Source organism: Pseudarthrobacter sp. 1C304, assembly GCF_052245515.1.
In the GTDB taxonomy this organism is placed as follows: Bacteria; Actinomycetota; Actinomycetes; order Actinomycetales; family Micrococcaceae; genus Arthrobacter.
The window spans coordinates 428,189-447,782 of record NZ_JBQQCH010000002.1 but is presented as its reverse complement, the minus strand read 5'-3'; the positions used below and the strand labels follow the sequence as shown (position 1 = coordinate 447,782).

Genomic DNA, 19,594 nt, shown 5'->3' with positions numbered 1-19,594 from the left:
AGGAGACCCCGTGGCCGATACCCGTTATCTGGTCCACGGGGTCTTTTGGGATGCAGAACCCGGGGACACCGGGAGCTCCAGTGCCGGGCACCCGGTGATGCGCCTGCAGGACCCCGACGGCGGCTTCACCGACCTGCCGCTCGACGCCGGAACCCGCCTGGGCTTCCGCCTCGCCGCCGCCGGCAAGCACTGCCTGGGCCACCACAAGGTGCACGGGCCCGCCGACCGCGACCACGTCCTCTGCCCGGCCCGGGCACGGGCCGTCAAAGGAAGCCAGTGCGAGCGGTGTTTCGTGCTGGACGATTCCCGGCTCATCCACGATTTCCACCGAGGCGGGCGGGTGCCGCCGGGGCTGCGGGCTTACCTCATGCAGCCGCACTGGCTCTATGTCGCCACCTTTGCCGCCGGCGGCAGCAAGGTGGGCACAGCCGCGGACCTGCGCAAGTGGAAGCGGCTCGCCGAACAGGGCGCCGTCGTCGCCCGCTACGTCGCCCGCGCCGACGACGGCCGGATCGTCCGGCTCCTGGAGGACATGGTGACCCGCGACGCAGGCCTCCCGCAGCAGGTCCGGTCAGCCGCCAAGGCCGCGGCACTGGCCGGTCCTGCCCCCGCTGCCGGCCTGGATGCCCTGAACAGCAGGCTGGCCGGGCAGGTCCGCGGGCTGCTGGCCGGCGCCGGGGGAGGCGGCTTCGAGGTGGTGGACGAGGTATGGCCGCGGCCGGGATTCTCGGACGCGGCCTGTGCACCGGCGGCCCGGCACGCCTACCCGCAGGAGCTCAGCACGGGGGCCCACGGGTTCCGGATCGACTCGCTGAGCGGCAGTATCGCCCTCGCCCGGCTCGACGGTGCCGACCTTGGCTTCATCGTCAACCTTGGCCAGCTGAAAGCCCGGAGCATCGAGCTCGGCGACCATGGCACGGATGTTCCGGCCGTCCAGGAGTCCCTGTTCTGACGCGGCAAGTAGAATGGCACCGTGCTGAGAGAATTCTGGGAGACCGCGTCCACCACCTACAAAGTGCTGGTGTTCAGCGCGATGGGGCTCCTGGGGATCGGGATTGTCCTGAACCTGATGGGCAACAGCACCGGCAACCAGGACCTGGCCGTGGCCTCCCTGGCTGTGATCGGCGCGGGGCTGGTGCTGCACATCGCAGGCATTGTGGTCCGCGGCCAGGCGATCCGCAAAAACCTCAAACGCTAGCGGCGGCGTTCCGGCGGACGTGGCTGCGGGCATGCTCCACGGCGTCGGCCAGGGACGCGAACAGGTGCTTGTGGTGCCGCAGCGACCGGATCACCCCCACGTTGGTCACGAGCTCGAGGTGCTGCGGCTGGACGCCTTTCAGCAGCACCGTCACACCGCGCAGCTCCAGCGCCGAGATGACCTCCACCAGGGTGTGCGCCCCGGTGGCGTCGAGCATCCGGACCTGTGAGAGGCGGATGATGGCCACCTGGATGTCCTTGACCTGGCTGATCTCCTGCAGCACGCGCTCCGCGGCGCCGAAGAACATGGCACCGTCCAGCCGGAAGATCGCAATATGTTCGTCCCCCGGTTCAGGCGGGCCCGGGATCTCCTCGCGTTTGACCCCGCTGAGCGAGGCAAACGTCCGCAGCGTGAAGAGGGCCGCGGCCACCAGCCCGATCTCGATGGCCACGATCAGGTCGAAGGCCACGGTGATGAGCGCGGTCAGGACAAACACGAAGGCATCGGCACGGGTGGAGCGCAGGATGGCCGTCACCGTGTGCCGCGACACCATCCGGGTCGCCGTGACCATCAGGATCCCGGCCAGGACCGCCAACGGGATCTTCCCCACCAGGTCCGCCCCCAGGTAGATGATGGCCAGCAGCACCAGGGCGTGCACGATCGCGGAGAACCGGGTCCTGGCCCCGGACCGGACGTTGACTGCGGTCCGGGCGATGGCGCCGGTGGCCGGCATGCCGCCGAAGAATCCCGCCGCGATGGAGGCGAGACCCTGCCCCGTGAGCTCCCGGTCCGGGCTGTAGGCCCCGGACGGCCTCCCGTCGGGTCCCGCCATGCCGGCGGCCACCCGTGCGGAGAGCAGGGATTCAATCGCGGCCAGCATCGCGATCGAGACCGCAGGCATCAGCAGGCCGCCCAGCGCCGCCGGATCCAGGGCCGGCAGGGACGGCGCGGACAGGGAATGCGGCAGGGCGCCGATCCGCGGAATGTCCAGCTGCAGCAGTTCCACCGCCGCCGTGGCCAGTACGACGGCGATCAGGCTTGCGGGCAGGGCCTTGTTCAGCCTCGGGAGCAGCAGCATCACGGCGGCAACCCCCAGCACGACGCCGAGCGTCTGGAGCACAGTGGGCAGGGTGGCCTGGGAGGCGCTCTCGATGGCAGCCAGGAGGGTGTTGTGGCCCGGTATCCCCTCGGTGCCGGTGGCCAGGGGGACCTGCTGGAGGAAGATGATCGCGGCGATGCCGAGTGTGAAGCCTTCCACCACGGGCCAGGGGATGAAGGCCACCGCCCGGCCCAGCCCGCTGATGCCCAGGATGACCACCAGCAGCCCGGCCATCAGGGAGACCAGGGCGATGCTGCCGGCGCCGTGGGCGGCCACCACCGGGGCCAGCACCACCACCATGGCTCCGGTGGGACCCGAAATCTGGACGTGTGAGCCGCCCATAACGGCGGCCACCAGGCCGGCCACGACGGCGGTGATCAGCCCCGCCTCGGCGCCGACGCCGGAGCTCACGCCAAAGGCCAGCGCCAGCGGCAGGGCCACAATCCCCACGGTGATGCCCGCCAGCAGGTCCGTTTTCCAGGCGGAGCGCAACCCGCCGTAGTCGCGGCGGGATGGCAGGAACCGGCCCAGTTGACCCGGCGCGGCACTCATGAATCGGTGCTTTGCAGATGCTCGCTGGGGAGCCCCTGGGCGAGCCTGAGCTGCTCGTTGGAATCGGCCAGGCTGTCGAGCAGGAAGGTCCGGGCAATGGCCAGCAGTTCGGCGATCTTCGGATGGGCCAGCCGGTAGGTCACCGCGTTCGCGGAGCGGACCGAGGTCACCACCCCGTGCCGCCGCAACGTGGCGAGGTGCTGGGACAGGTGGGAGGCCTCAAGGCCCGTCTCGGCCAGCAGGTAGCTGACCGGGGCCGAATGGTCCGGCGCGGCGGACAGGAGTTCAAGCACGCGGATCCGCGCCGGATGCGCCAGGGCCTTGAACAAGTTCGCCTTGATCTCGTAGAGGGGGGTCTGCGCCGGTGTGATCATGTGCTGCCTGTGCCTTCTCGCCGCCGCGGGAAATGGGCCCTCCGGCCCGGAACCACAGCGAAATGATGGAATGATGTTTTCATCATACCGTAGTTTTGTCATGCTGGCGGTGCCGCTGTCATCGGCGCGGCCGCCGGGGGCCGGGCGATAGGCTGGAGCCATGACTATCAATCCGGATCTGCAGGGGCGCAGCTACCCTGCCCACGAGGTGTACGACGTCGGCCGCGAGAAGATCCGCGAGTTCGCCCGCGCGGTCAAGGCCACCCACCCCGCCCACTTCGAGGTGCAGGCGGCCCAGGCCCTGGGGCACCGCGACCTGGTGGCACCCCCGACATTCGCCATCATCGTGGCGCAGCGGGCGGACGCCCAGCTGATCGAGGACCCCGCGTCCGGCATCGACTTCTCCCGCGTGGTCCACGCGGACCAGCGCTTCATCCACCACCGTCCGATTGTGGCGGGGGACCGGCTGGTCGCGGAACTGCACGTCGACGGCGTCCGCGCGATGGGCGGCGGGGCCATGATCACCACCCGTGCGGAGATCTTCGCCCTCACCGACGCCGACGCCGCCGCAACCGGCGCGCGCGAGGCCGTCGCCACCACCACGTCGTCCATCCTGGTCCGCGGAGAGGGACAGTAGCCATGAGCACAGCATCTTTTGCTCCCAAGTTCGCAGAACTCACCGTCGGCCAGGACATCGGGAGCCGCAGCATTGATGTGACCCGCACGGACCTGGTCAAGTACGCCGGCGCCTCCGGCGACTTCAACCCCATCCACTGGAACGAGGCCTTCGCCACCGGCGTGGGACTCCCCGGCGTGATCGCGCACGGCATGTTCACCATGGGCTCCGCCGTCCAGCTCGTCACCGACTGGGCTGGCGACCCCGCCGCCGTCGTCGACTTCCAGACCCGCTTCACCAAGCCCGTCCCGGTAGCCGACACCACCGGCACCCCGGACGCCGGCGCCGTCATCGAGGTCAGCGGCGCCATCGGGGCTCTCGACGCCGACGCGGGCACAGCCCGCGTCGACCTGACGGTCGTCTCGGCCGGGCAGAAAGTGCTCATGAAGGCCCAGGCCGTCGTCAGGCTGGCCTGACCCTATGGCGATGCGATGAGCGTGCGCACCGGCCAGTCCGCGGAGGTCACGCACTGGCGGAATGCCGTGGTGACGGCCTACGCGGTCAGCGGCATCGCCTTCGCCACCTGGGTGTCCCGGCTGCCCGCCATCCGGGACGGGCTGGACCTGACCCCGGCGAACATCGGGCTGCTGCTGCTGTGCATGACCCTGGGGTCCTTCATCTCGGTCTCCGCATCCGGGCTGATCGTCCTGCACTTCGGGTCGAAGCAGACCATCCGGATCGGCAGCATCATGGTGGGAGCGGGGCTGGTCCTGGCGGGCCTGGGGACGTCCGTCCTGGTCAACCCGCTGGTGGTCGCCGCCGGGCTGGCGGTGATCGGGCTCGGCACCGCCAGCTGGAACACGGCCTCCAACGTTGAGGGCGCCGCCGTGGAACGCGCCGTCCGCCGGCACATCATGCCCAGGCTGCACGGCGCGTTCAGCCTCGGCACCGTCGCCGGCGCCGCGGCGGGCGCCTGGGCTGCCGGAACGGGGCTGCCCGTGTTCGTGCACTTCACCGCCGCGGGGCTGCTGGTGGGCGGCTCCGTTGCCACGGCCGCGTCCTGGTTCCGCGCCGACATCACACCGGCCGGGGGCGGGCAGAGCTTCAAGCCGTCCAAGCCCGACACCTTCGAGGATCCCTCCACCGGACCGATTCCGGTCATCGGCGCGGCCACGGACCGGCCCGACGAGCCGCTGGACAACAAACGCCAGATCGCCCAGGCCTGGCGGGACCGCAGGACGCTCCTGCTGGGCGTCCTGGTGCTGGGCCTCGCGCTGGCCGAGGGCGCGGCGGGGGACTGGGTGGCGCTGGCGCTCGCCGACGGCCACGGCCAGTCCGACGCCGCCGGGGCCGCCGGGTACGGCCTCTTCGTCACGTTCATGACCATCGGCCGGTTCGCGGGCACGGTGGTCTTGGACCGCTTCGGCCGCGTCCCGGTGATGCGCTGGTGCGCCGCCCTGGCCGTGCTGGGCCTGGGCCTGTTCGTCTTCGCTCCGGCGCCGTGGGTGGCGTACGTGGCGCTCGCGGTGTGGGGCCTGGGCGCGTCGCTGGGCTTCCCGGTGGGCATGTCCGCCGCCGCCGACGATCCCGTCAAGGCCGCCGCACGGGTTTCCGTGGTCTCCACGATCGGGTACGGCGCATTCCTCTGCGGCCCGCCCCTCCTGGGCCTGCTGGCGGAACACGTCGGCATCCTGCACTCGCTGCTGGCCGTGATGGTGATGCTGGTGGTCAGCTTCCTGCTGTCCCCGGTGGCCCGGAAGCCAGCTGACTCCCCGCGCCCGGCGTTGGGCTCCGCTTAGGGGACTTCACCGTTACCCGGATAGGCTGGACGGGTGACCCAGACACTGCTTTCCGCCCTGACCACGGCCGCCGTCGGCGGCCCCGCCGGCAGCTTCATCGAAGCCCGCACCGAGGCGGAAATCATCGACGCCGTCCGTTCGGCTGACGCCGCCGGTACGCCCCTGCTGATCCTCGGCGGCGGCTCCAACCTGCTGGTGTCCGACGGCGGGTACCCCGGCACCGTGCTGAAGATCGCCTCGGAGGGGTTCACCGTCAACGCCGAAGACTCCTGCGGCGGCGTCGCCGTGGTGGTCCAGGCCGGCCACAACTGGGACGCCCTGGTGGAGCACGCCGTGCGGCACGCGTGGTCCGGCATCGAGGCGCTCTCCGGCATTCCGGGCGCCACCGGCGCCACCCCGGTCCAGAACGTCGGTGCGTACGGCTCGGACGTCTCCCAGACCATCGCCGCCGTGCGGACCTGGGACCGGCACCGCAATGCCGTGCAGACCTTCACCAATTCGGAGCTGAAGTTCGGCTACCGCGACTCGCTCCTGAAGCAGACCACCGTCGACGGTTCCCCGCGCTACGTGGTGCTGACGGTTGAGTTCCAGCTTCCCCTCGGCAGGATGAGCGCCCCCATCCGCTACGCCGAACTGGCCCGCGCCCTCGGCGTCGAGGCCGGCCAGCGCGCCTACTCCAACGATGTCCGGCGCGAGGTGCTGCGGCTCCGGGCGTCCAAGGGCATGGTGTGGGACGCGGCGGACCGCGACACCTACTCCACCGGCTCCTTCTTCACGAACCCGATTGTCCCGTCGGAGGTGGCCGCCGGGCTGCCGGAGGATGCTCCCCGGTACCCGGGCGGCGCCGACGGGCAGACCAAGCTCTCCGCGGCCTGGCTGATCGACCAGGCCGGCTACGGCAAGGGCTTCGGGCTGGACCCGGGCAGCGTCTCCGGCGGACGGGCCTCGCTGTCCACCAAGCACACCCTGGCCATCACCAACCGGGGAAACGCGAGCACCGCGGACCTGCTGGCCATCGCACGCGAGGTGCGGCGGGGAGTCGTCGAACGTTTTGGGATCGAGCTGCACCCGGAACCGCTGCTCATCGGCGTCGAGCTCTAGGGGCATCCCTCCGGCGGGCTCCGCCCGGGTACGAAAGATGCAGGTCAGTTCCGGCCGCGTTGCGGGGCTACCCTGCTGAAGAGCATAAACGTGAAACCGGACGCGGCCGCGCCCAGGAAGAACACCTGGCAGAACGCCACCGACTGGGCGCTGGGCCCGCTGCGGAGCACCAGCCCGGCGAGGGCGAAGACCACCGCCCCGGCCAGCAGTGCCAGGGAGCCGAGCAGGAAGCTTTGCACGGTGTCCGGGAGGCCACCGGAATCGTAGCCGTCCCGCGGGTCGGCAGTGATGTGAGCAGGCTGGCGCGGCTGCAGGGACGCCGCTGTGACGAAGCTGGCCACCGCCACGGCCATGGACGCCACGGCCACCGCCTGCAGGGTGTTCATCATGGGCGAGAGCCGCGTTCCGCTGGCGATGGCAATGGCGAGCCCGGCGGCCATGCCGGCGGCGCTGGAAGCCCAGCCCAGCAGGGCCAGCTTCCTGCTCAGGGGCCGCAGCAGCGGCCACATCTCACTCATGGTCATCCATCAAGGGTAGGCAGTCCGGCTGGAAGGTGGCTGGGAACCGTCCGGAAGGCGTCCTAGCATAAAGGCATGAGACCCACGGGACGTGCCCGGCTCAGCCGGGGGATCCTGGGCCGGCTGCGGCTGGCCTCGCAGGGCCTGGCGGGGTCCGGGTTCCGCAGCCCCGGCGCGGCCGTGCGCTGGATGACGGCCATGCAGGCGCAGGACCTGCAGTCGGCTCTCTGGGCCGTGGGCCAGCGGCTGCCCGGCTCCCGTGCGGCAGATGTCCGCGGCGCCATCGACCGGGGCGAAATCGTCCGGTCATGGCCGATGCGCGGGACACTGCACCTGGTGGCTCCCGAGGACCTGCAATGGATGCTGGCCATCACGTCCGGCCGGCTCATCCGGAGCGCGGCCGGACGCCACCGGGAACTCGGCATCACGGCCGCGGACATCCACGCTGCGGCGGACACGGCACTGCAGCTGGTCTCCGGCGGGGCAGCGGCCAGCCGGGCGGAACTGTTCCAGGCCTTCGAGCGGGCCGGCCAGCCCACGGCCGGGCAGCGCGGTATCCACCTGCTGGGGACGTTGTGCCAGCAGGGCCTGCTGGTGCTGGGGCCGCTGGCCGGCAACCAGCAGCTGGTGGTGGCCTTCGACGACTGGATCACCGGCTCGCGGACCCTGGACCGGGCGGACGGCGTCGCCGAATGGCTGCTCCGCTACCTGCGCAGCCACGGGCCCGCCACGGAACGGGACTTTTCCTGGTGGTCCGGCATCCCCCTGACGGAGGTCCGCGCGGCGCTGGCAAGGGTGAAGGACCAGCTGGTGGGGCTGGTGTTCGAGGGAACGGCCTACTGGCTCTCCCCGGAGACGGCCGCACTCCTCGAGGACGGGGTCCCGGCGGGACGCCTGGTGCTGGCGCTGCCCGGGTTTGATGAGTTCCTGCTCGGCTACACGGACCGGTCGATTGTGCTGCCGCCCGTGCATGCGGACAAGATCGTGCCCGGCGGCAACGGGGTCTTCCGGAAGACGATTGTCTCCGGCGGCCAGGTGGTGGGCACCTGGGAGGCATCCCGCAGCCGCGGCTCCGTGGTGGTGGTTCCCCAGCCGTTCGACGACGTTAACGGGCTGCGGCCTGCCGCCCAAAGATCCTTTGAGCTGCAGGCCGCGAAGTACCGGAGATTCCTCGGTCCGCCCTGAGGGCTTAGAGGGTGCCGGTGGCGATTTTCAGCATGCGCCGGAGCGGTTCTGCCGCGCCCCACAGCAGCTGGTCGCCCACGGTGAAGGCGCTGATGTACTCCGGGCCCATCTCCAGCTTGCGGATGCGGCCCACCGGGATGTCGAGGGTGCCGGAAGCGGCCACGGGGGTGAGGTCCGTCATGGACGCTTCCTTGGTGTTGGGCACCACCTTGGCCCACTCGTTGTCCGCATCCAGGAGCTTCTCGATCTCAGCCACGGAGAGGTCTTCGCGGAGCTTGAGGGTGAGCGCCTGCGAGTGCGAGCGCATGGCGCCGATCCGGACGCACAGCCCGTCCATGATGATGCGCTCATCGCCGGTGGTGCCGAGGATCTTGTTGGTCTCCACCCCGGCTTTCCACTCTTCCTTGGACTGGCCGTTGCCGAGGTCCGCGTCGATCCAGGGGATCAGGCTTCCGGCCAGCGGGACGCCGAACTGGGTGGCGTCGATGTCGCTGCGCTGGTGGGCCAGGACCTTGCGGTCAATGTCCAGGATGGCCGACGCCGGGTCGTCCAGTTCCGTGCTGACCTGGGAGTTCAGCGTGCCGAACTGGTTCAGCAGCTCGCGCATGTGCCGGGCGCCGCCGCCGGAGGCCGCCTGGTACGTCATGGAGGTGCCCCACTCGACGAGGCCGTTCTTGAACAGCCCGCCCAGGCCCATCAGCATGCAGGAGACGGTGCAGTTGCCGCCGATAAAGTCCTTGGTGCCGTTGACCAGGCCCTTGTCGATGACGTCGCGGTTGATCGGGTCCAGCACAATGATCGAGTCGTCGTTCATGCGCAGGGTGGACGCGGCGTCGATCCACAGCCCGTCCCAGCCCCGGCTGCGCAGCTCCCCGTGCACCCGCTTCGTGTAGTCGCCGCCCTGGGCGGTGACAATGATCGGCAGCTTGGCGAGGGTCTCGACGTCGAACGCGTCCTCGAGCTTGCCGGCGTCGCCCCCGGCAGAACCAGTAAACGAAGGGGCGGCACCTCCGGCGTTCGAGGTGGAGAAAAAGACCGGGTTGATGCCGGCGAAGTCGCCTTCGTCCTGCATGCGCTGCATCAGGACGGAACCGACCATGCCGCGCCAACCGACCAGGCCAACGGACGGGATAGCTGCTGTAGTCATGGGCCCAGTTTAGACTTTGCCGGCCGGGGCGCGCAGTCGGTTACGTCACGGCCCGGCTGGCAGGCGGCCGTGTTGACCGCCCTGGCTACCTAACCGGGCAGGCTACTCCACCGGGCGGGGCAGGTTCCGGGCCTGGCGCAGCTTCTCGGCCTTGCGCTCCCTGAAGTATCCGGACCAGCCAGCGAACAGCGGATAGAGAACCAGCAGGTACATCCACCAGATCTCTCCCAGGATTCCCCACTGGTCGGTCACGGCCATCTGAACGATTCCGTAGAGCATCAGCCCGAACATGGCAGTCATCAGGAGGGAGAGGAACAGCAGGCCGCCCGAGGAGTTCACGGGTTTGATGATGCCGAGGCCGTCGTCCTTCCGGACCCCGTACTCTTCATCCGTATAGCTGACGATGTCGCCGTTTTCGGCCAAACGGTGCTTCACGGGCGCCTCCGGGGGAGGGGGAGGTACGTAACCGGCCTCCTGCGGGACGTCCCTGCTACGCCTCGCCACGGGGATCCTTCGTCCTACGCACGCTACTCCACCGGCCGGGGCAGGTTCCGGGCCTGGCGCAGTTTCTCGGCCTTGCGCTCCTTGGCATAGCTGTACCAGGCCGCGGCAAAGGGGAAGATGCAAGCGGGGAACACCCACCACACCTCGCCGGCGATGGCCCAGGCATCCTGCAGGATCACTTGGACCACAAAGTAGACCAGTCCGCCCATAGCCACGGTCAGCAGAATGGCGAGGAACAGCAAGCCGTTGGAGCTGTTGACAGGCTTGATGACGCCCACGCCGTCGTCTTTCCTAACGCCATACTCATCCGGCGTGTAGGCCACCATGTCGCCGTTCTCGGCCCGGCGGTGGAGCAGGCTTTCCTCCCCGGTGCGTCCGGGCGTATACCCCGGTTCCTGGGGCATGCCCTGGCTACGCCTGGCCACGGGACTCCTCCATGGCGCGCAGCAGGGCCGCATCGTCCAGGCCTTCGGTCTCCGCGACCTGGTCGGTGGCGAAATCGGGGATGCCGGTGGTCCAGGATTCTCCTTCGCGCCGGACCAGCAGGTGGTGTTCGGCGTCGAGCGTCTTGAAGACCAGGTAGGCGGAGCCGCCGGCGTTCTGCTCGACGTGCTGGCGCACCACCCGGAGGGTCGCCTCGGCGGAACTGATCGACGGGTCCTGGGCGAAGACGAACCAGGTCCCCAGCAGCCGCGGCTGCAGCATCAGCGCCACGCCGGGGGCCTCAATCAGCACCACGTTGTCCATGGTGTCCCCGGTGAGCAGGGACACTTCCGTCCACCGGGTCGCCTGGCCGAGGGCCGTGGCCACCGCAGCGGCGACGCCGGTGACGCCCAGGTCGCCGTCGTCGTCGATGGTGGCCATGTCCCGGGCCATCAGGGACGATGCGCCCGCGGTGGACAGCGTGACGTCGTCCACCATGTCCTGGGCGCGGAAGACGCTGACCGAACGGTCCCGTGCGGGCCCCTCGAACACATTGAGCAGGTAGGCGAACTCGCCCACGCCGAAGCCGATCACGTCGACGCCGAGCCGCGGCTCCTGCTGGGTCTCATCCTGGACAGTCATGTGGGTCTCCTAGTCCCCGAAGCCGAAGAATCCGGCCACGGATTTACCTGCATCTTTCACGGTGTCCGCCGCGTCACTGACGAACTCGCCGGGGTCCTTCACCGCGTCAACGATGCCGTCGCCGATGTTCTTGCCGACGCTGGAGATGGTGTCCCAGTTCTCATACACGGCAATGCCGACGCTGGCCACCTGGCAGACGGTGCCGGCGGGCGGCGGCAGGAAGCAGCCGACGCCGAGCGCCGTCTTTCCGAGACTGGCCGCGCCGCCTTTGAGGTCACCGTCAGCGAAACTGCGCACCGAGTCGACTGCGCTGAAGCCGATGCCGGCCCAGCCGAGACCCCGCGCAAGCCCGGATTTGCCGAGCCATTCCAGTTTGGTCCCGGCACCGAGCCAGGGCTTCTCGGCGAAGAATCCCTCGAACTTCCCCAGCGGCCCGATGTACTTGTTCAGGTTCCGCAGCGAGACGACGTCGGACGCCTTGTCGATCGCGGCGAGGCCGCGGTTGGCAGCCGCGGAACCCCTGAGCAGGTCGTCGAGGGCGGGGTTGCTGAGCAGGCGGTGCGGCGCGAAGCCGGGGCCGCCGATCCGGTGCTTGCCCTGGATGAAGGATTTGATGAAGTCGGCGCGCTGGTTTTTCAGCACCCAGCCCAGTTGGCCTGCGTGCTTGGCCAGGGTCAGCGGTGCCTTGAGGTACTTCTGGATCTGCATGGCGGCACGGAGGCCGCCGATGCCGCCGAGCAGCGCGCCGCCGAGCAGCGCTCCCGCATTGGTCCCGTTGCCGCCGGGGCTGAGCAGCGGCCCGCCGCCCGCCCCGAACGCCGCGTTGCTGGCCTTCTCCTGCTGCTCGGCGTGGGTCATCAGCCGCTTGGACTCTTCCTTGAGCGCCATCGCGGTCTTCTGGATCAGGGCCCGGTGGTTGCCGTTCCACTCGGTCTTGAAGCGGGCGCCGTCGGCCCCCTTCCACGCAGTGTTGCCGTTGATGGCCGACGTCAGGGTGGTGGACTGCTGCAGCAGTGTCTCGGACGTCTTGCCGAACTGTTGTGCAAGTGTCCGCAGCTGGGCGACGTCCGCGCCCCATAAGTTTCCTGCCATAGCGGCATCCCCCTTTTACCTGCATCAGCCTAACCGGCGTCGTCGCGGACCCGGTGCATTGCGGTGTGCGTATCTAACCGGCACCAATGTAGCCGGAACGCCAGCGGCCGGCGATGGGGTGATCTCCCCATCGCCGAGTGGCCCGGCGCAGGGCGCAGCCCGGCGGTGGTGTTATTCGCCGGTGTGCTCTGCCAGCAGCGCGTGCTTGCGCTTCCGGAGCGCGAAGAAAGCACCGAACGCGAACGCCTGCGTCACCACCACCAGCACGATCGCGCCGACAATCTTGTTGCCGCCCAGGATCATGGTCAGCCCCACGATCGCGGACAGGAGCGCCAGCAGCGGAAGCAGCATGTAGCCAAGGACAAACAGGGTTTCGGGTTTCTGCAGCATGTCCTTAGCCTTCATTCCGGCGCCACACGGTGATCCGGTAGCGGGTGCCGTTTTCGGCTGTTTCCCAGCCGTTTTCCGGCAGGCTCGCACCCATGGCCCAGTCGTAGCCGAGCTCCGGGGCGAACGTGTCGCCCTCCGTGGTGGTGTCGATGGTGGTGATGACGGCGACGTTGGCCAGGTCCATGGACTGCGCATAGATGTTGCCGCCGCCAATGATCCAGACCATTTCGTGGCCGGGCGCGAACTGGGATTCCAGGAGCGCGTCGTCCAGGGACTTGACCACGATGGCGCCTTCCGCCGCCGCCGTCTCGCCCCACCCTTCCTGCCGGGTGATAACGATGTTCGTCCGCCCGGGCAGGGGCCGGTACTTGTCGGGAAACGATTCCCAGGTCTTGCGGCCCATGACCACCGGGTGGCCCGTGGTGAGCCGGGTGAAGTGCTGCATGTCCTCGGGCAGGCGCCACGGCATGCTGCCGTCCTTGCCGATGACGCCGGTGCTGGTCTGGGCCCAGACAACGCCGAGGCCGGTGACGGTGCCTCGGACGTTCCCGGTGAAGTCGGCGGGCTGTGGAGTGTGGCTGGTCTCGTTGCTCATACGGCGATGGGGGCCTTAATCGTCGGGTGGTGCTGGTATCCGAGCACCTCGAAGTCATCGAGGGTGTAGTCGAAGATCGACGCCGGCTTGCGGGTGATCTTCAGCTGGGGGTGCTCATAGGGCTCGCGGGCGAGCTGTTTGAGGACCTGGTCCATGTGGTTGTCGTAGATGTGCACGTCGCCTCCGGTCCAGACGAATTCGCCGGGTTCCAGGCCGGTCTGCTGGGCGATCATGCAGGTCAGCAGGGCGTAGGAGGCGATGTTGAACGGGACACCCAGGAAGGTGTCGGCGGAGCGCTGGTAGAGCTGGCAGGACAGCTTGCCGTCGGCCACGTAGAACTGGAAGAACGCGTGGCAGGGCGGCAGGGCCATGTCTTTGAGCTCGGCGACGTTCCAGGCCGAAACGATGTGCCGGCGGGAATCCGGGTTGGCCTTGAGGTTCTCGATGAGCTCGGCGATCTGGTCGATGTGGCCGCCGTCGGGCGTGGGCCAGGAGCGCCACTGCACGCCGTACACCGGACCAAGTTCGCCGTCGGCGTCCGCCCATTCGTTCCAGATGGTGACGCCTTGGTCCTGCATCCATTTGACGTTGGTGTCCCCGCGGAGGAACCAGAGCAGTTCCACGGCGACGGACTTGAAATGCACGCGTTTGGTGGTGATCAGGGGGAAGCTTTTGCTGAGGTCGAACCGCATCTGGCGGCCGAACACACTCAGCGTGCCGGTCCCGGTCCGGTCCGATTTGTGCGTGCCGTGTTCAAGGACATCGCGCAGCAGGTCTTCATAGGGCGTTGGAATGCTCACCCTCCCAGTCTACTGAGAACTGGCTTTGCGTCCTTATCCGTCGCGCTGGCCGAGCCTTGTCCGCAGGACTGCCAGGAGCGCGGCGTCGTCCAGTCCCGCCTTGCGGCCTTCCGCAATGTAGCGGTCGACGGCGGCGGTCAAGGTCCCGGCGACGGCCGCCGGCGCCGGGGTTTCGTGCCGGGGGAGGGCTGCCGGCGTTCCGGCGACCACGGTGCCGTTGCGCCGCCGCGTTTCAATCAGCCCCGACTGCTCCAGCTCCCGGTAGGCCCGGGCAACGGTACCGGCGGCGATGCCGAGATCGGCCGCCAGACGCCGGACCGTCGGCAGCCGGGCGCCCGGGGCCAGGGCACCGATGGCGATCAGTGAGGACACCTGCGCCCGGATCTGCTCATACGGCGGCGTGGCCGAGTCCAGGTCCACGGATATCCCGGCGCTCACGCGGAGACTTCCTTCCTCGGCGGGGGAGGGGCGGGAGCCGGCCGGGCCAGGGAACGCACCGGGATGACGGCGATGATCGTGGCCGCGACGCCGAGGACGGCGCCGGCCGCGATGGCCGGCCACCAGGATGTGGCGGCGGGGTCCGTCTCCCCGAAAGCTGCCCGGCCAAGTACCTCGGCCCAGGCGTTGCTCTGGGTCAGAAGCAGGGCAGCTGCCTGGGCGGTGAGGGTGGCCGCGAGGGTCCGCACCACCCGGTGGACCGTGATGGCGCGCAGTGCCGCGTCGAGGCCGGCGGGGGCGTCGGGGATTCCCCGGCGGCGCTTGGCCAGGAGCAGCGCCGGAAGGGCCAGGGCGCCCACGCCGGCCGTCAACAGCAGGGCCGATACCCAGTCCGGGCCTGCTCCGAGTCGGGCGTGCCCTGCGGCCGTGACCGTCAGAACGACGAGGAAGGCCAGCAGCGCCAGGACGGCGGTGGTCAGCAGGGCCGGGCTCACCGGCTGCCGCGGCCACGGGCGCGGTGCGTCCGGGCGTCCATGGTTGCGGTGCAGCAGGACTTCGCCGGCGGCAATGACCAGCAGCACCAGGGCGGCCATCAGCGCCACGACGCCGGTAAAGCTGCCGCTGCCGCCGGCCGCCGCGAGGGCCTGGGCCAGGAAGGCGCTGGCAGCCAGCGGCACGGCGGCTGCCACGCCCAGCAGCACCCCGAGGGAGGAGACAAGGCGGGCGGCCGGGTGCTGGCGGCCGGCGGCGGTCCCTGCCTCGGGGCGGTTCCGCACGCCCAGCTCGGCGGCGGCGAGCCGCGGCGGCCGCCACGCCCACATGACCAGCAGCACCGCCATGCCCGCCAGTGCGGCCGGATTGGACCAGGACGGTGGTCCCTGCGCCGGGTCGGGCCGTGCCGCGAAGTTACCCGCGATGATGCCGAGCCCCGCCGCCACGGTGGCGACCGTCCGCAGCAGCCGGTTCATGGCGATGGTCCGCAGGACGGCATTGTCGCCCGCGTCGAGGCTCTCCAGCTGGCGGCGGCGGGCTATCAGCCACAGCACCAGCCACGTCCCGCCGGCCAGCACCAGCAGGGCCGCGCCCAGCCATCCGGCCAGTTCCGGCCCGGGGATGCGGCCGTCACCGCCGCCGCTGTAGTAGCTGTAGCTGTTGGGGCCGTCGCGGACCGTGGTGGGGGCTACGGCGGCGAATCCCGGGAGGGTGGCCGTCCGGGCGATGGCCGCGGCGGCGGTCAGGAAGATGGCTGCCGTGGTGAGGGCCAGCCGCCGGGGCAGGAAGTCCCGGATGCGGCGGACCGACAGGACGGCCTGCCGCCGCATCCGCCGCGGTCCCGGGTAGGTTACCTGGCCAAGGGCGTGCACGGTCAGGCAGCCCAGCACCGGCCACAGCAATGCCGGGGCGATAGTCTCCGCCCGGGTCAGGGCGCCGCCGGCCATAGGATCCGCCGGAATGATGCCCAGGTTCATCGCCCCCTGGAGGGAGCTCGTCAGCCAGCCGATGACGCCCACCCACAGCGCGTGTTCGGACACCGACGTCGGGGATGTCCCCGAGTTCGGCGCCCAGATCACCCACCGCAACACCAGGTAGACCACCAGGGCGGCAAGGAGCGGGCCGAGCAACAGCAGCAGCGGCAGATCGGACTGGACCGGCATGAAATCCCCCAAAGATTCAGCGGCAATGTGTCAATGACTTGTGTCAGCGGCAATGTATCAAGTGTTTGATACAAACTAAGGCCGGCAGGAACCCGGGTCAAGGACCTCAGTCGTCGAAGGGCCTGAACCGTTCCACCGCGACCACTTTGTCCTTGCTGTGGTGCGCCACATGGCAGACCACGATCTCGCCGGGGGCCAGGTACGGGTCGGCGTCGGGCAGCAGTGCGCGCAGCCGGGGACCCATGTGCTTCCCGAGCTGGGCGAACACCGTGGGAAGGGCCGGGCGGTGCGTGCACAGTGCCACAGCCCGGTGCTTGTCGAAGAGGCCTTCGACGGCGGCGGCCGTCTTGTGGGGGTGGCGGTTATGCCGGTGCTCGGTGAGGGCTTCGTTGAGCTTTACCTTCGCATCGGTGGCCTTGGCGTAGGGCGCGATGGTGGCCACGCAGCGGAGCCACGGGCTGGAAACGACGCGCTTGGGCTTCCACGCCTGCAGGAGCCTTCCCACCGCCTGGGCCTGACGCATTCCGGTGGCGGCCAGGGGCCGGTCACCTTCGGCCTTGGACCAGGACGAACGCGGCTTGGCCTTGGCGTGGCGCACGATCACCAGCGGCCACGTCTTCAGCTCGCCGCGGGCATGGGCGTCGGCCAGGTGTTCCAGCGGGGTGATGTCGCTCGGGTTGCTCAGCAGCCGGGCCGCCCGCTCCGGCGAGCACCACATGACGCTGTCCACTTCCTTGCCGTCCGGCAGCAGGGCGGCGCCGTCGACGTCGACCGCCCAGTAGTGGACCACCTTCAGCCCCGCAGCAACGTGGTAGTGGATGGACGGCAACGGGATGCCCAGCGGCGCGGTCAGCCCGATCTCTTCCCTGACCTCCCGGGCGGCGCACTCGGGCACCGTCTCGCCGGGATCGATCTTGCCCTTGGGCCAGGACCAGTCGTCGTACCGCGGCCGGTGGATCAGCAGGACTTCGAGTTTGTCCTGGTTGCCCCCGTTCAGGCGCCACGGCAGGGCCCCTGCGGCCACCACCGCGATGTCCTCGCCGGGGTGGTCCGTCTGGTCGGCGACCAGTGCATCGCTACTCAATGCCAAAGCCCCTACCGCAGCCCTGCCGAGCGCTGCCGCGAGCGGGAGTTAAGCAGCCACGACTGGATGTCCTCAAGGTTCTGGCCGTCCTCGGCGAGGTGGTGCCGGGTCCATTCGCCCTGGTTGTCCAGGTGCCAGCTGGCAGTCGCGGGGTCCATGTACCGGCGCAGCAGGTCCATGACGTAGGTCGTGTCGGCCCCGCTGGTGAGCTGGACCAGGGCTTCCACCCGGCGGTCAAGGTTGCGGTGCATCATGTCCGCCGAACCGATGTAGACCACCGGGTCCCCGGCGTTGGCGAAGGCGAAGACGCGGGAGTGCTCCAGGAAGCGGCCCAGCACGGAGCGCACCGTGATGTTCTCGCTGAGGCCGGGCACACCCGGGCGCAGGGAGCAGATGCCGCGAACCACGATGTCCACCGGGACGCCGGCCTGGGAGGCCCGGTAGAGGGAATCGATGATGGCCTCGTCCACCATCGAGTTCACCTTGATCTGGACCCGGGCGGCGAGGCCGGCCCGGGCGTTGCGGATCTCGGTCTCGATCCGGTCGATAAGCCCGGAACGCACGGAACGGGGCGCCACGAGCAGCCGCTTGAACGTCGACTTCGGGGCGTAGCCGGAGAGCTGGTTGAAGAGCCGCGAAAGGTCCTCGCCCACCTGCTCGTTGGCCGTGAGGAGGCCCAGGTCCTCGTAATAGCGGGCCGTGCGCGGGTGGTAGTTGCCGGTGCCGATGTGGCAGTAGCGGCGCAGGCCGTCCACCTCCTGGCGCACCACAAGCGAGAGTTTGCAGTGGGTCTTGAGGCCCACGATGCCGTACACCACGTGGACGCCGGCCTGCTCCAGCTTCCGGGCCCAGGAGATGTTGGCCTGCTCATCGAACCGGGCCTTGATCTCGACGAGGGCCAGGACCTGCTTGCCGGCCTCGGCGGCGTCGATCAGGGCGTCGACGATCGGCGAGTCGCCCGAGGTGCGGTACAGCGTCTGCTTGATGGCCTGCACCTTCGGGTCCGCGGCCGCCTGTTCCAGGAACGCCTGCACCGAGGTGGAGAAGGAATCGTAGGGGTGGTGCAGCAGGATGTCCCGCCGCCGCATCGCCGCGAAGACGTTGGCCGCCTTGGACGTTTCCGATTCGTTGAGGTAGCGGGACGTGTGCGGGACATGCTTAGGGTAGTGCAGGTCCGACCGGTCGATCCCGGCAATCACCGAGAGGCCGCGGAGGTCCAGCGGGGCGGGGACCGAGTAGACCTCGGATTCCTCGACGCCGAGCTCGCGGATCAGCAGCGCCAGGATGTTCGGGTTGATGTCGTTGGTGACCTCAAGCCGGACGGGCGGCCCGAACCGGCGCCGCAGCAGTTCCTTTTCGAGCGCCTGCAGCAGGTTCTCGGCGTCGTCCTCTTCGACCTCGACATCCTCGTTGCGGGTGACGCGGAAGGTGTGGTGTTCCAGCACTTCCATCCCGGCGAAGAGCTGGTCCAAGTGGACGGCGATGACTTCCTCGAGGGCGATGAAGCGTGCCACCCGGCCGGGCACCGAGCCGGCGCGCGGGCCGTCAATCGAGATCAGCCGGGGGAGCTGGTCCGGGACCTTGAGCCGGGCGAAGAGCTCCTTGTCGCTGACCGGGTTGCGGACCACGACGGCGAGGTTCAGGGAGAGCCCCGAAATGTAGGGGAAGGGGTGGGCCGGGTCCACAGCCAACGGCGTGAGGATCGGGAAGACCTTCTCGGCGAACATGGCACTGAGCTGGTCCTTGGCCTGGGAGTCGAGTTCCTCCCAGCGCATGAGGTGGATGTGCTCGTAGGCCAGCGCCGGGCGGATCTGCTCGGCGTAGACACGGGCGTGGCGCTGCTGCAGGCGGTGTGCTTCCTCGCTGATCTGCTCCAGGACCTGCACCGGGCTGAGCCCGGCCGGGGACGGGACGGCCAGGCCGGTGGCGATCCTGCGCTTCAGTCCGGCGACGCGGACCATAAAGAACTCATCCAGGTTGGACGCGAAGATGGACAGGAAGCTGACGCGTTCCAGCAGGTGCAGGTTGGGGTCTTCGGCGAGCTCCAGCACGCGGGCGTTGAAGGCCAGCCAGCTCAGTTCCCGGTCAAGGAAGCGGTCCTGGCTAAAGTCGCCCTCGGGCTCAAGGTTCGGCGCGAATTCGGGAATGTCGATCCGGTCCTGGGTGGCGCGTGAGGCGGGCACTTCGGAGGAACCGAACTGGGCTCGCGCGGGCCGGGTCCGTTTGTTTGACGTGGCGGCCTCAGACGTACCTGTCCGGGCAGATTCCGGTTGCATGGTCTCTCCTAATGCTGGCGCGATTTAGCTTCAACCTTACAAGCATTCAACTCGCTATCAGCGCCCGGAGAGCGCAGATTTCCCCGCGCGCAGCCCAGATGTCCGC

Annotated in this window: 22 protein-coding genes; 7 read left to right on the top strand and 15 right to left on the bottom strand. The window is 69.3% G+C overall.

Features of this window, described 5'->3' with window-relative positions; all coding sequences use genetic code 11:
• Positions 1-10: 10 nt before the first annotated feature.
• Together ACTWQD_RS06155 and ACTWQD_RS06150 are read left to right on the top strand one after the other, a co-directional pair.
• Complete coding sequence (locus ACTWQD_RS06155; protein ID WP_443195262.1) at positions 11-952, top strand: DUF2797 domain-containing protein; 942 nt, start codon at positions 11-13, stop codon at positions 950-952.
• A gap of 21 nt (positions 953-973) precedes the next feature.
• Positions 974-1,198, top strand: coding sequence for a DUF3188 domain-containing protein (locus ACTWQD_RS06150; RefSeq protein WP_443195261.1), 225 nt, complete (start codon positions 974-976; stop codon positions 1,196-1,198).
• On the opposite strand, the gene ACTWQD_RS06145 is transcribed toward ACTWQD_RS06150, so the two are convergent.
• Both ACTWQD_RS06145 and ACTWQD_RS06140 read right to left on the bottom strand, forming a co-directional pair.
• Positions 1,188-2,849, bottom strand: a complete 1,662-nt coding sequence (locus ACTWQD_RS06145) for a SulP family inorganic anion transporter (protein ID WP_443195260.1) — start codon at positions 2,847-2,849, stop codon at positions 1,188-1,190. The two genes, ACTWQD_RS06150 and ACTWQD_RS06145, sit on opposite strands and share 11 nt — an antisense overlap.
• Positions 2,846-3,223: an ArsR/SmtB family transcription factor gene (locus ACTWQD_RS06140; protein ID WP_443195259.1), complete on the bottom strand. Its 378-nt coding sequence runs from the start codon at positions 3,221-3,223 to the stop codon at positions 2,846-2,848. The genes ACTWQD_RS06145 and ACTWQD_RS06140 overlap by 4 nt, the downstream gene beginning before the upstream one ends.
• Positions 3,224-3,383: 160 nt before the next feature.
• Between ACTWQD_RS06140 and ACTWQD_RS06135 the strand changes: the two genes are divergently transcribed.
• From ACTWQD_RS06135 to ACTWQD_RS06120, 4 genes are read left to right on the top strand one after another with little or no spacing between them, the layout of a single operon-like run.
• A complete protein-coding gene (locus ACTWQD_RS06135) occupies positions 3,384-3,860 on the top strand; it encodes an FAS1-like dehydratase domain-containing protein (RefSeq protein ID WP_443195258.1) in 477 nt (158 codons plus the stop codon).
• A gap of 2 nt (positions 3,861-3,862) precedes the next feature.
• On the top strand, positions 3,863-4,315 hold the full coding sequence (locus ACTWQD_RS06130) for a MaoC family dehydratase (protein WP_443195257.1): 453 nt from the start codon (positions 3,863-3,865) through the stop codon (positions 4,313-4,315).
• 15 nt (positions 4,316-4,330) lie between these two features.
• Positions 4,331-5,638: an MFS transporter gene (locus ACTWQD_RS06125; protein WP_443195256.1), complete on the top strand. Its 1,308-nt coding sequence runs from the start codon at positions 4,331-4,333 to the stop codon at positions 5,636-5,638.
• Between the two features lie 33 nt (positions 5,639-5,671).
• The gene (locus ACTWQD_RS06120) at positions 5,672-6,739 is read left to right on the top strand and encodes a UDP-N-acetylmuramate dehydrogenase (protein ID WP_443195255.1); all 1,068 of its coding nucleotides are present in this window, start codon (positions 5,672-5,674) and stop codon (positions 6,737-6,739) included.
• Positions 6,740-6,783: 44 nt separating this feature from the next.
• Here the strand turns inward: ACTWQD_RS06120 and ACTWQD_RS06115 are convergent, their stop codons facing one another.
• Positions 6,784-7,263, bottom strand: a complete 480-nt coding sequence (locus ACTWQD_RS06115; RefSeq protein WP_443195254.1) for a hypothetical protein — start codon at positions 7,261-7,263, stop codon at positions 6,784-6,786.
• Between the two features lie 69 nt (positions 7,264-7,332).
• Between ACTWQD_RS06115 and ACTWQD_RS06110 the strand changes: the two genes are divergently transcribed.
• Positions 7,333-8,442 carry a winged helix DNA-binding domain-containing protein gene (locus ACTWQD_RS06110; protein WP_443195253.1) on the top strand — a complete coding sequence of 370 codons (1,110 nt, stop codon included), beginning with the start codon at positions 7,333-7,335 and terminating at the stop codon, positions 8,440-8,442.
• Between the two features lie 4 nt (positions 8,443-8,446).
• Here the strand turns inward: ACTWQD_RS06110 and asd are convergent, their stop codons facing one another.
• From asd to ACTWQD_RS06050, 12 genes are all read right to left on the bottom strand, one after another.
• A complete protein-coding gene (asd, locus tag ACTWQD_RS06105; RefSeq protein WP_443195252.1) occupies positions 8,447-9,589 on the bottom strand; it encodes an aspartate-semialdehyde dehydrogenase in 1,143 nt (380 codons plus the stop codon).
• A gap of 102 nt (positions 9,590-9,691) precedes the next feature.
• On the bottom strand, positions 9,692-10,024 hold the full coding sequence (locus ACTWQD_RS06100) for a hypothetical protein (RefSeq protein WP_443195251.1): 333 nt from the start codon (positions 10,022-10,024) through the stop codon (positions 9,692-9,694).
• A 92-nt stretch (positions 10,025-10,116) separates the two neighbouring features.
• Positions 10,117-10,518, bottom strand: a complete 402-nt coding sequence (locus ACTWQD_RS06095; RefSeq protein ID WP_443195250.1) for a hypothetical protein — start codon at positions 10,516-10,518, stop codon at positions 10,117-10,119.
• Entirely contained in the window at positions 10,505-11,158 is a 654-nt protein-coding gene (locus ACTWQD_RS06090; protein ID WP_443195249.1) for a hypothetical protein, read from the bottom strand. Before ACTWQD_RS06090 ends, ACTWQD_RS06095 begins: the two co-directional genes overlap by 14 nt.
• Before the next feature lie 9 nt (positions 11,159-11,167).
• Positions 11,168-12,250 carry a hypothetical protein gene (locus tag ACTWQD_RS06085; RefSeq protein ID WP_443195248.1) on the bottom strand — a complete coding sequence of 361 codons (1,083 nt, stop codon included), beginning with the start codon at positions 12,248-12,250 and terminating at the stop codon, positions 11,168-11,170.
• A gap of 171 nt (positions 12,251-12,421) precedes the next feature.
• Positions 12,422-12,640 (bottom strand): NF038396 family protein, encoded by a 219-nt coding sequence (locus ACTWQD_RS06080; protein ID WP_443195247.1) that lies wholly within the window; start codon positions 12,638-12,640, stop codon positions 12,422-12,424.
• Positions 12,641-12,644: 4 nt separating this feature from the next.
• A complete protein-coding gene (locus tag ACTWQD_RS06075; protein ID WP_443195246.1) occupies positions 12,645-13,235 on the bottom strand; it encodes a dihydrofolate reductase in 591 nt (196 codons plus the stop codon).
• Positions 13,232-14,035: a thymidylate synthase gene (locus ACTWQD_RS06070; protein ID WP_443195245.1), complete on the bottom strand. Its 804-nt coding sequence runs from the start codon at positions 14,033-14,035 to the stop codon at positions 13,232-13,234. The genes ACTWQD_RS06075 and ACTWQD_RS06070 overlap by 4 nt, the downstream gene beginning before the upstream one ends.
• Before the next feature lie 33 nt (positions 14,036-14,068).
• Positions 14,069-14,473: a GntR family transcriptional regulator gene (locus ACTWQD_RS06065; protein WP_443195244.1), complete on the bottom strand. Its 405-nt coding sequence runs from the start codon at positions 14,471-14,473 to the stop codon at positions 14,069-14,071.
• A complete protein-coding gene (locus tag ACTWQD_RS06060; RefSeq protein ID WP_443195243.1) occupies positions 14,470-16,128 on the bottom strand; it encodes a hypothetical protein in 1,659 nt (552 codons plus the stop codon). The genes ACTWQD_RS06065 and ACTWQD_RS06060 overlap by 4 nt, the downstream gene beginning before the upstream one ends.
• 106 nt (positions 16,129-16,234) lie before the next feature.
• Positions 16,235-17,212: an NUDIX hydrolase gene (locus tag ACTWQD_RS06055; protein WP_443195242.1), complete on the bottom strand. Its 978-nt coding sequence runs from the start codon at positions 17,210-17,212 to the stop codon at positions 16,235-16,237.
• A gap of 11 nt (positions 17,213-17,223) precedes the next feature.
• Positions 17,224-19,488, bottom strand: coding sequence for an RNA degradosome polyphosphate kinase (locus ACTWQD_RS06050; protein ID WP_443195241.1), 2,265 nt, complete (start codon positions 19,486-19,488; stop codon positions 17,224-17,226).
• Positions 19,489-19,594: the final 106 nt, after the last annotated feature.

Coding starts and splice junctions, on each gene's coding strand:
- ACTWQD_RS06115 (WP_443195254.1), bottom strand. CDS start 7,263: ATGACCATGAGTGAGATGTGGCCGCTGCTGCGGCCCCTGAGCAGGAAG.
- ACTWQD_RS06090 (WP_443195249.1), bottom strand. CDS start 11,158: ATGACTGTCCAGGATGAGACCCAGCAGGAGCCGCGGCTCGGCGTCGAC.
- ACTWQD_RS06050 (WP_443195241.1), bottom strand. CDS start 19,488: ATGCAACCGGAATCTGCCCGGACAGGTACGTCTGAGGCCGCCACGTCA.
- ACTWQD_RS06110 (WP_443195253.1), top strand. CDS start 7,333: ATGAGACCCACGGGACGTGCCCGGCTCAGCCGGGGGATCCTGGGCCGG.
- ACTWQD_RS06125 (WP_443195256.1), top strand. CDS start 4,331: ATGAGCGTGCGCACCGGCCAGTCCGCGGAGGTCACGCACTGGCGGAAT.
- asd (WP_443195252.1), bottom strand. CDS start 9,589: ATGACTACAGCAGCTATCCCGTCCGTTGGCCTGGTCGGTTGGCGCGGC.
- ACTWQD_RS06135 (WP_443195258.1), top strand. CDS start 3,384: ATGACTATCAATCCGGATCTGCAGGGGCGCAGCTACCCTGCCCACGAG.
- ACTWQD_RS06080 (WP_443195247.1), bottom strand. CDS start 12,640: ATGCTGCAGAAACCCGAAACCCTGTTTGTCCTTGGCTACATGCTGCTT.
- ACTWQD_RS06085 (WP_443195248.1), bottom strand. CDS start 12,250: ATGGCAGGAAACTTATGGGGCGCGGACGTCGCCCAGCTGCGGACACTT.
- ACTWQD_RS06075 (WP_443195246.1), bottom strand. CDS start 13,235: ATGAGCAACGAGACCAGCCACACTCCACAGCCCGCCGACTTCACCGGG.
- ACTWQD_RS06130 (WP_443195257.1), top strand. CDS start 3,863: ATGAGCACAGCATCTTTTGCTCCCAAGTTCGCAGAACTCACCGTCGGC.
- ACTWQD_RS06145 (WP_443195260.1), bottom strand. CDS start 2,849: ATGAGTGCCGCGCCGGGTCAACTGGGCCGGTTCCTGCCATCCCGCCGC.
- ACTWQD_RS06060 (WP_443195243.1), bottom strand. CDS start 16,128: ATGCCGGTCCAGTCCGATCTGCCGCTGCTGCTGTTGCTCGGCCCGCTC.
- ACTWQD_RS06140 (WP_443195259.1), bottom strand. CDS start 3,223: ATGATCACACCGGCGCAGACCCCCCTCTACGAGATCAAGGCGAACTTG.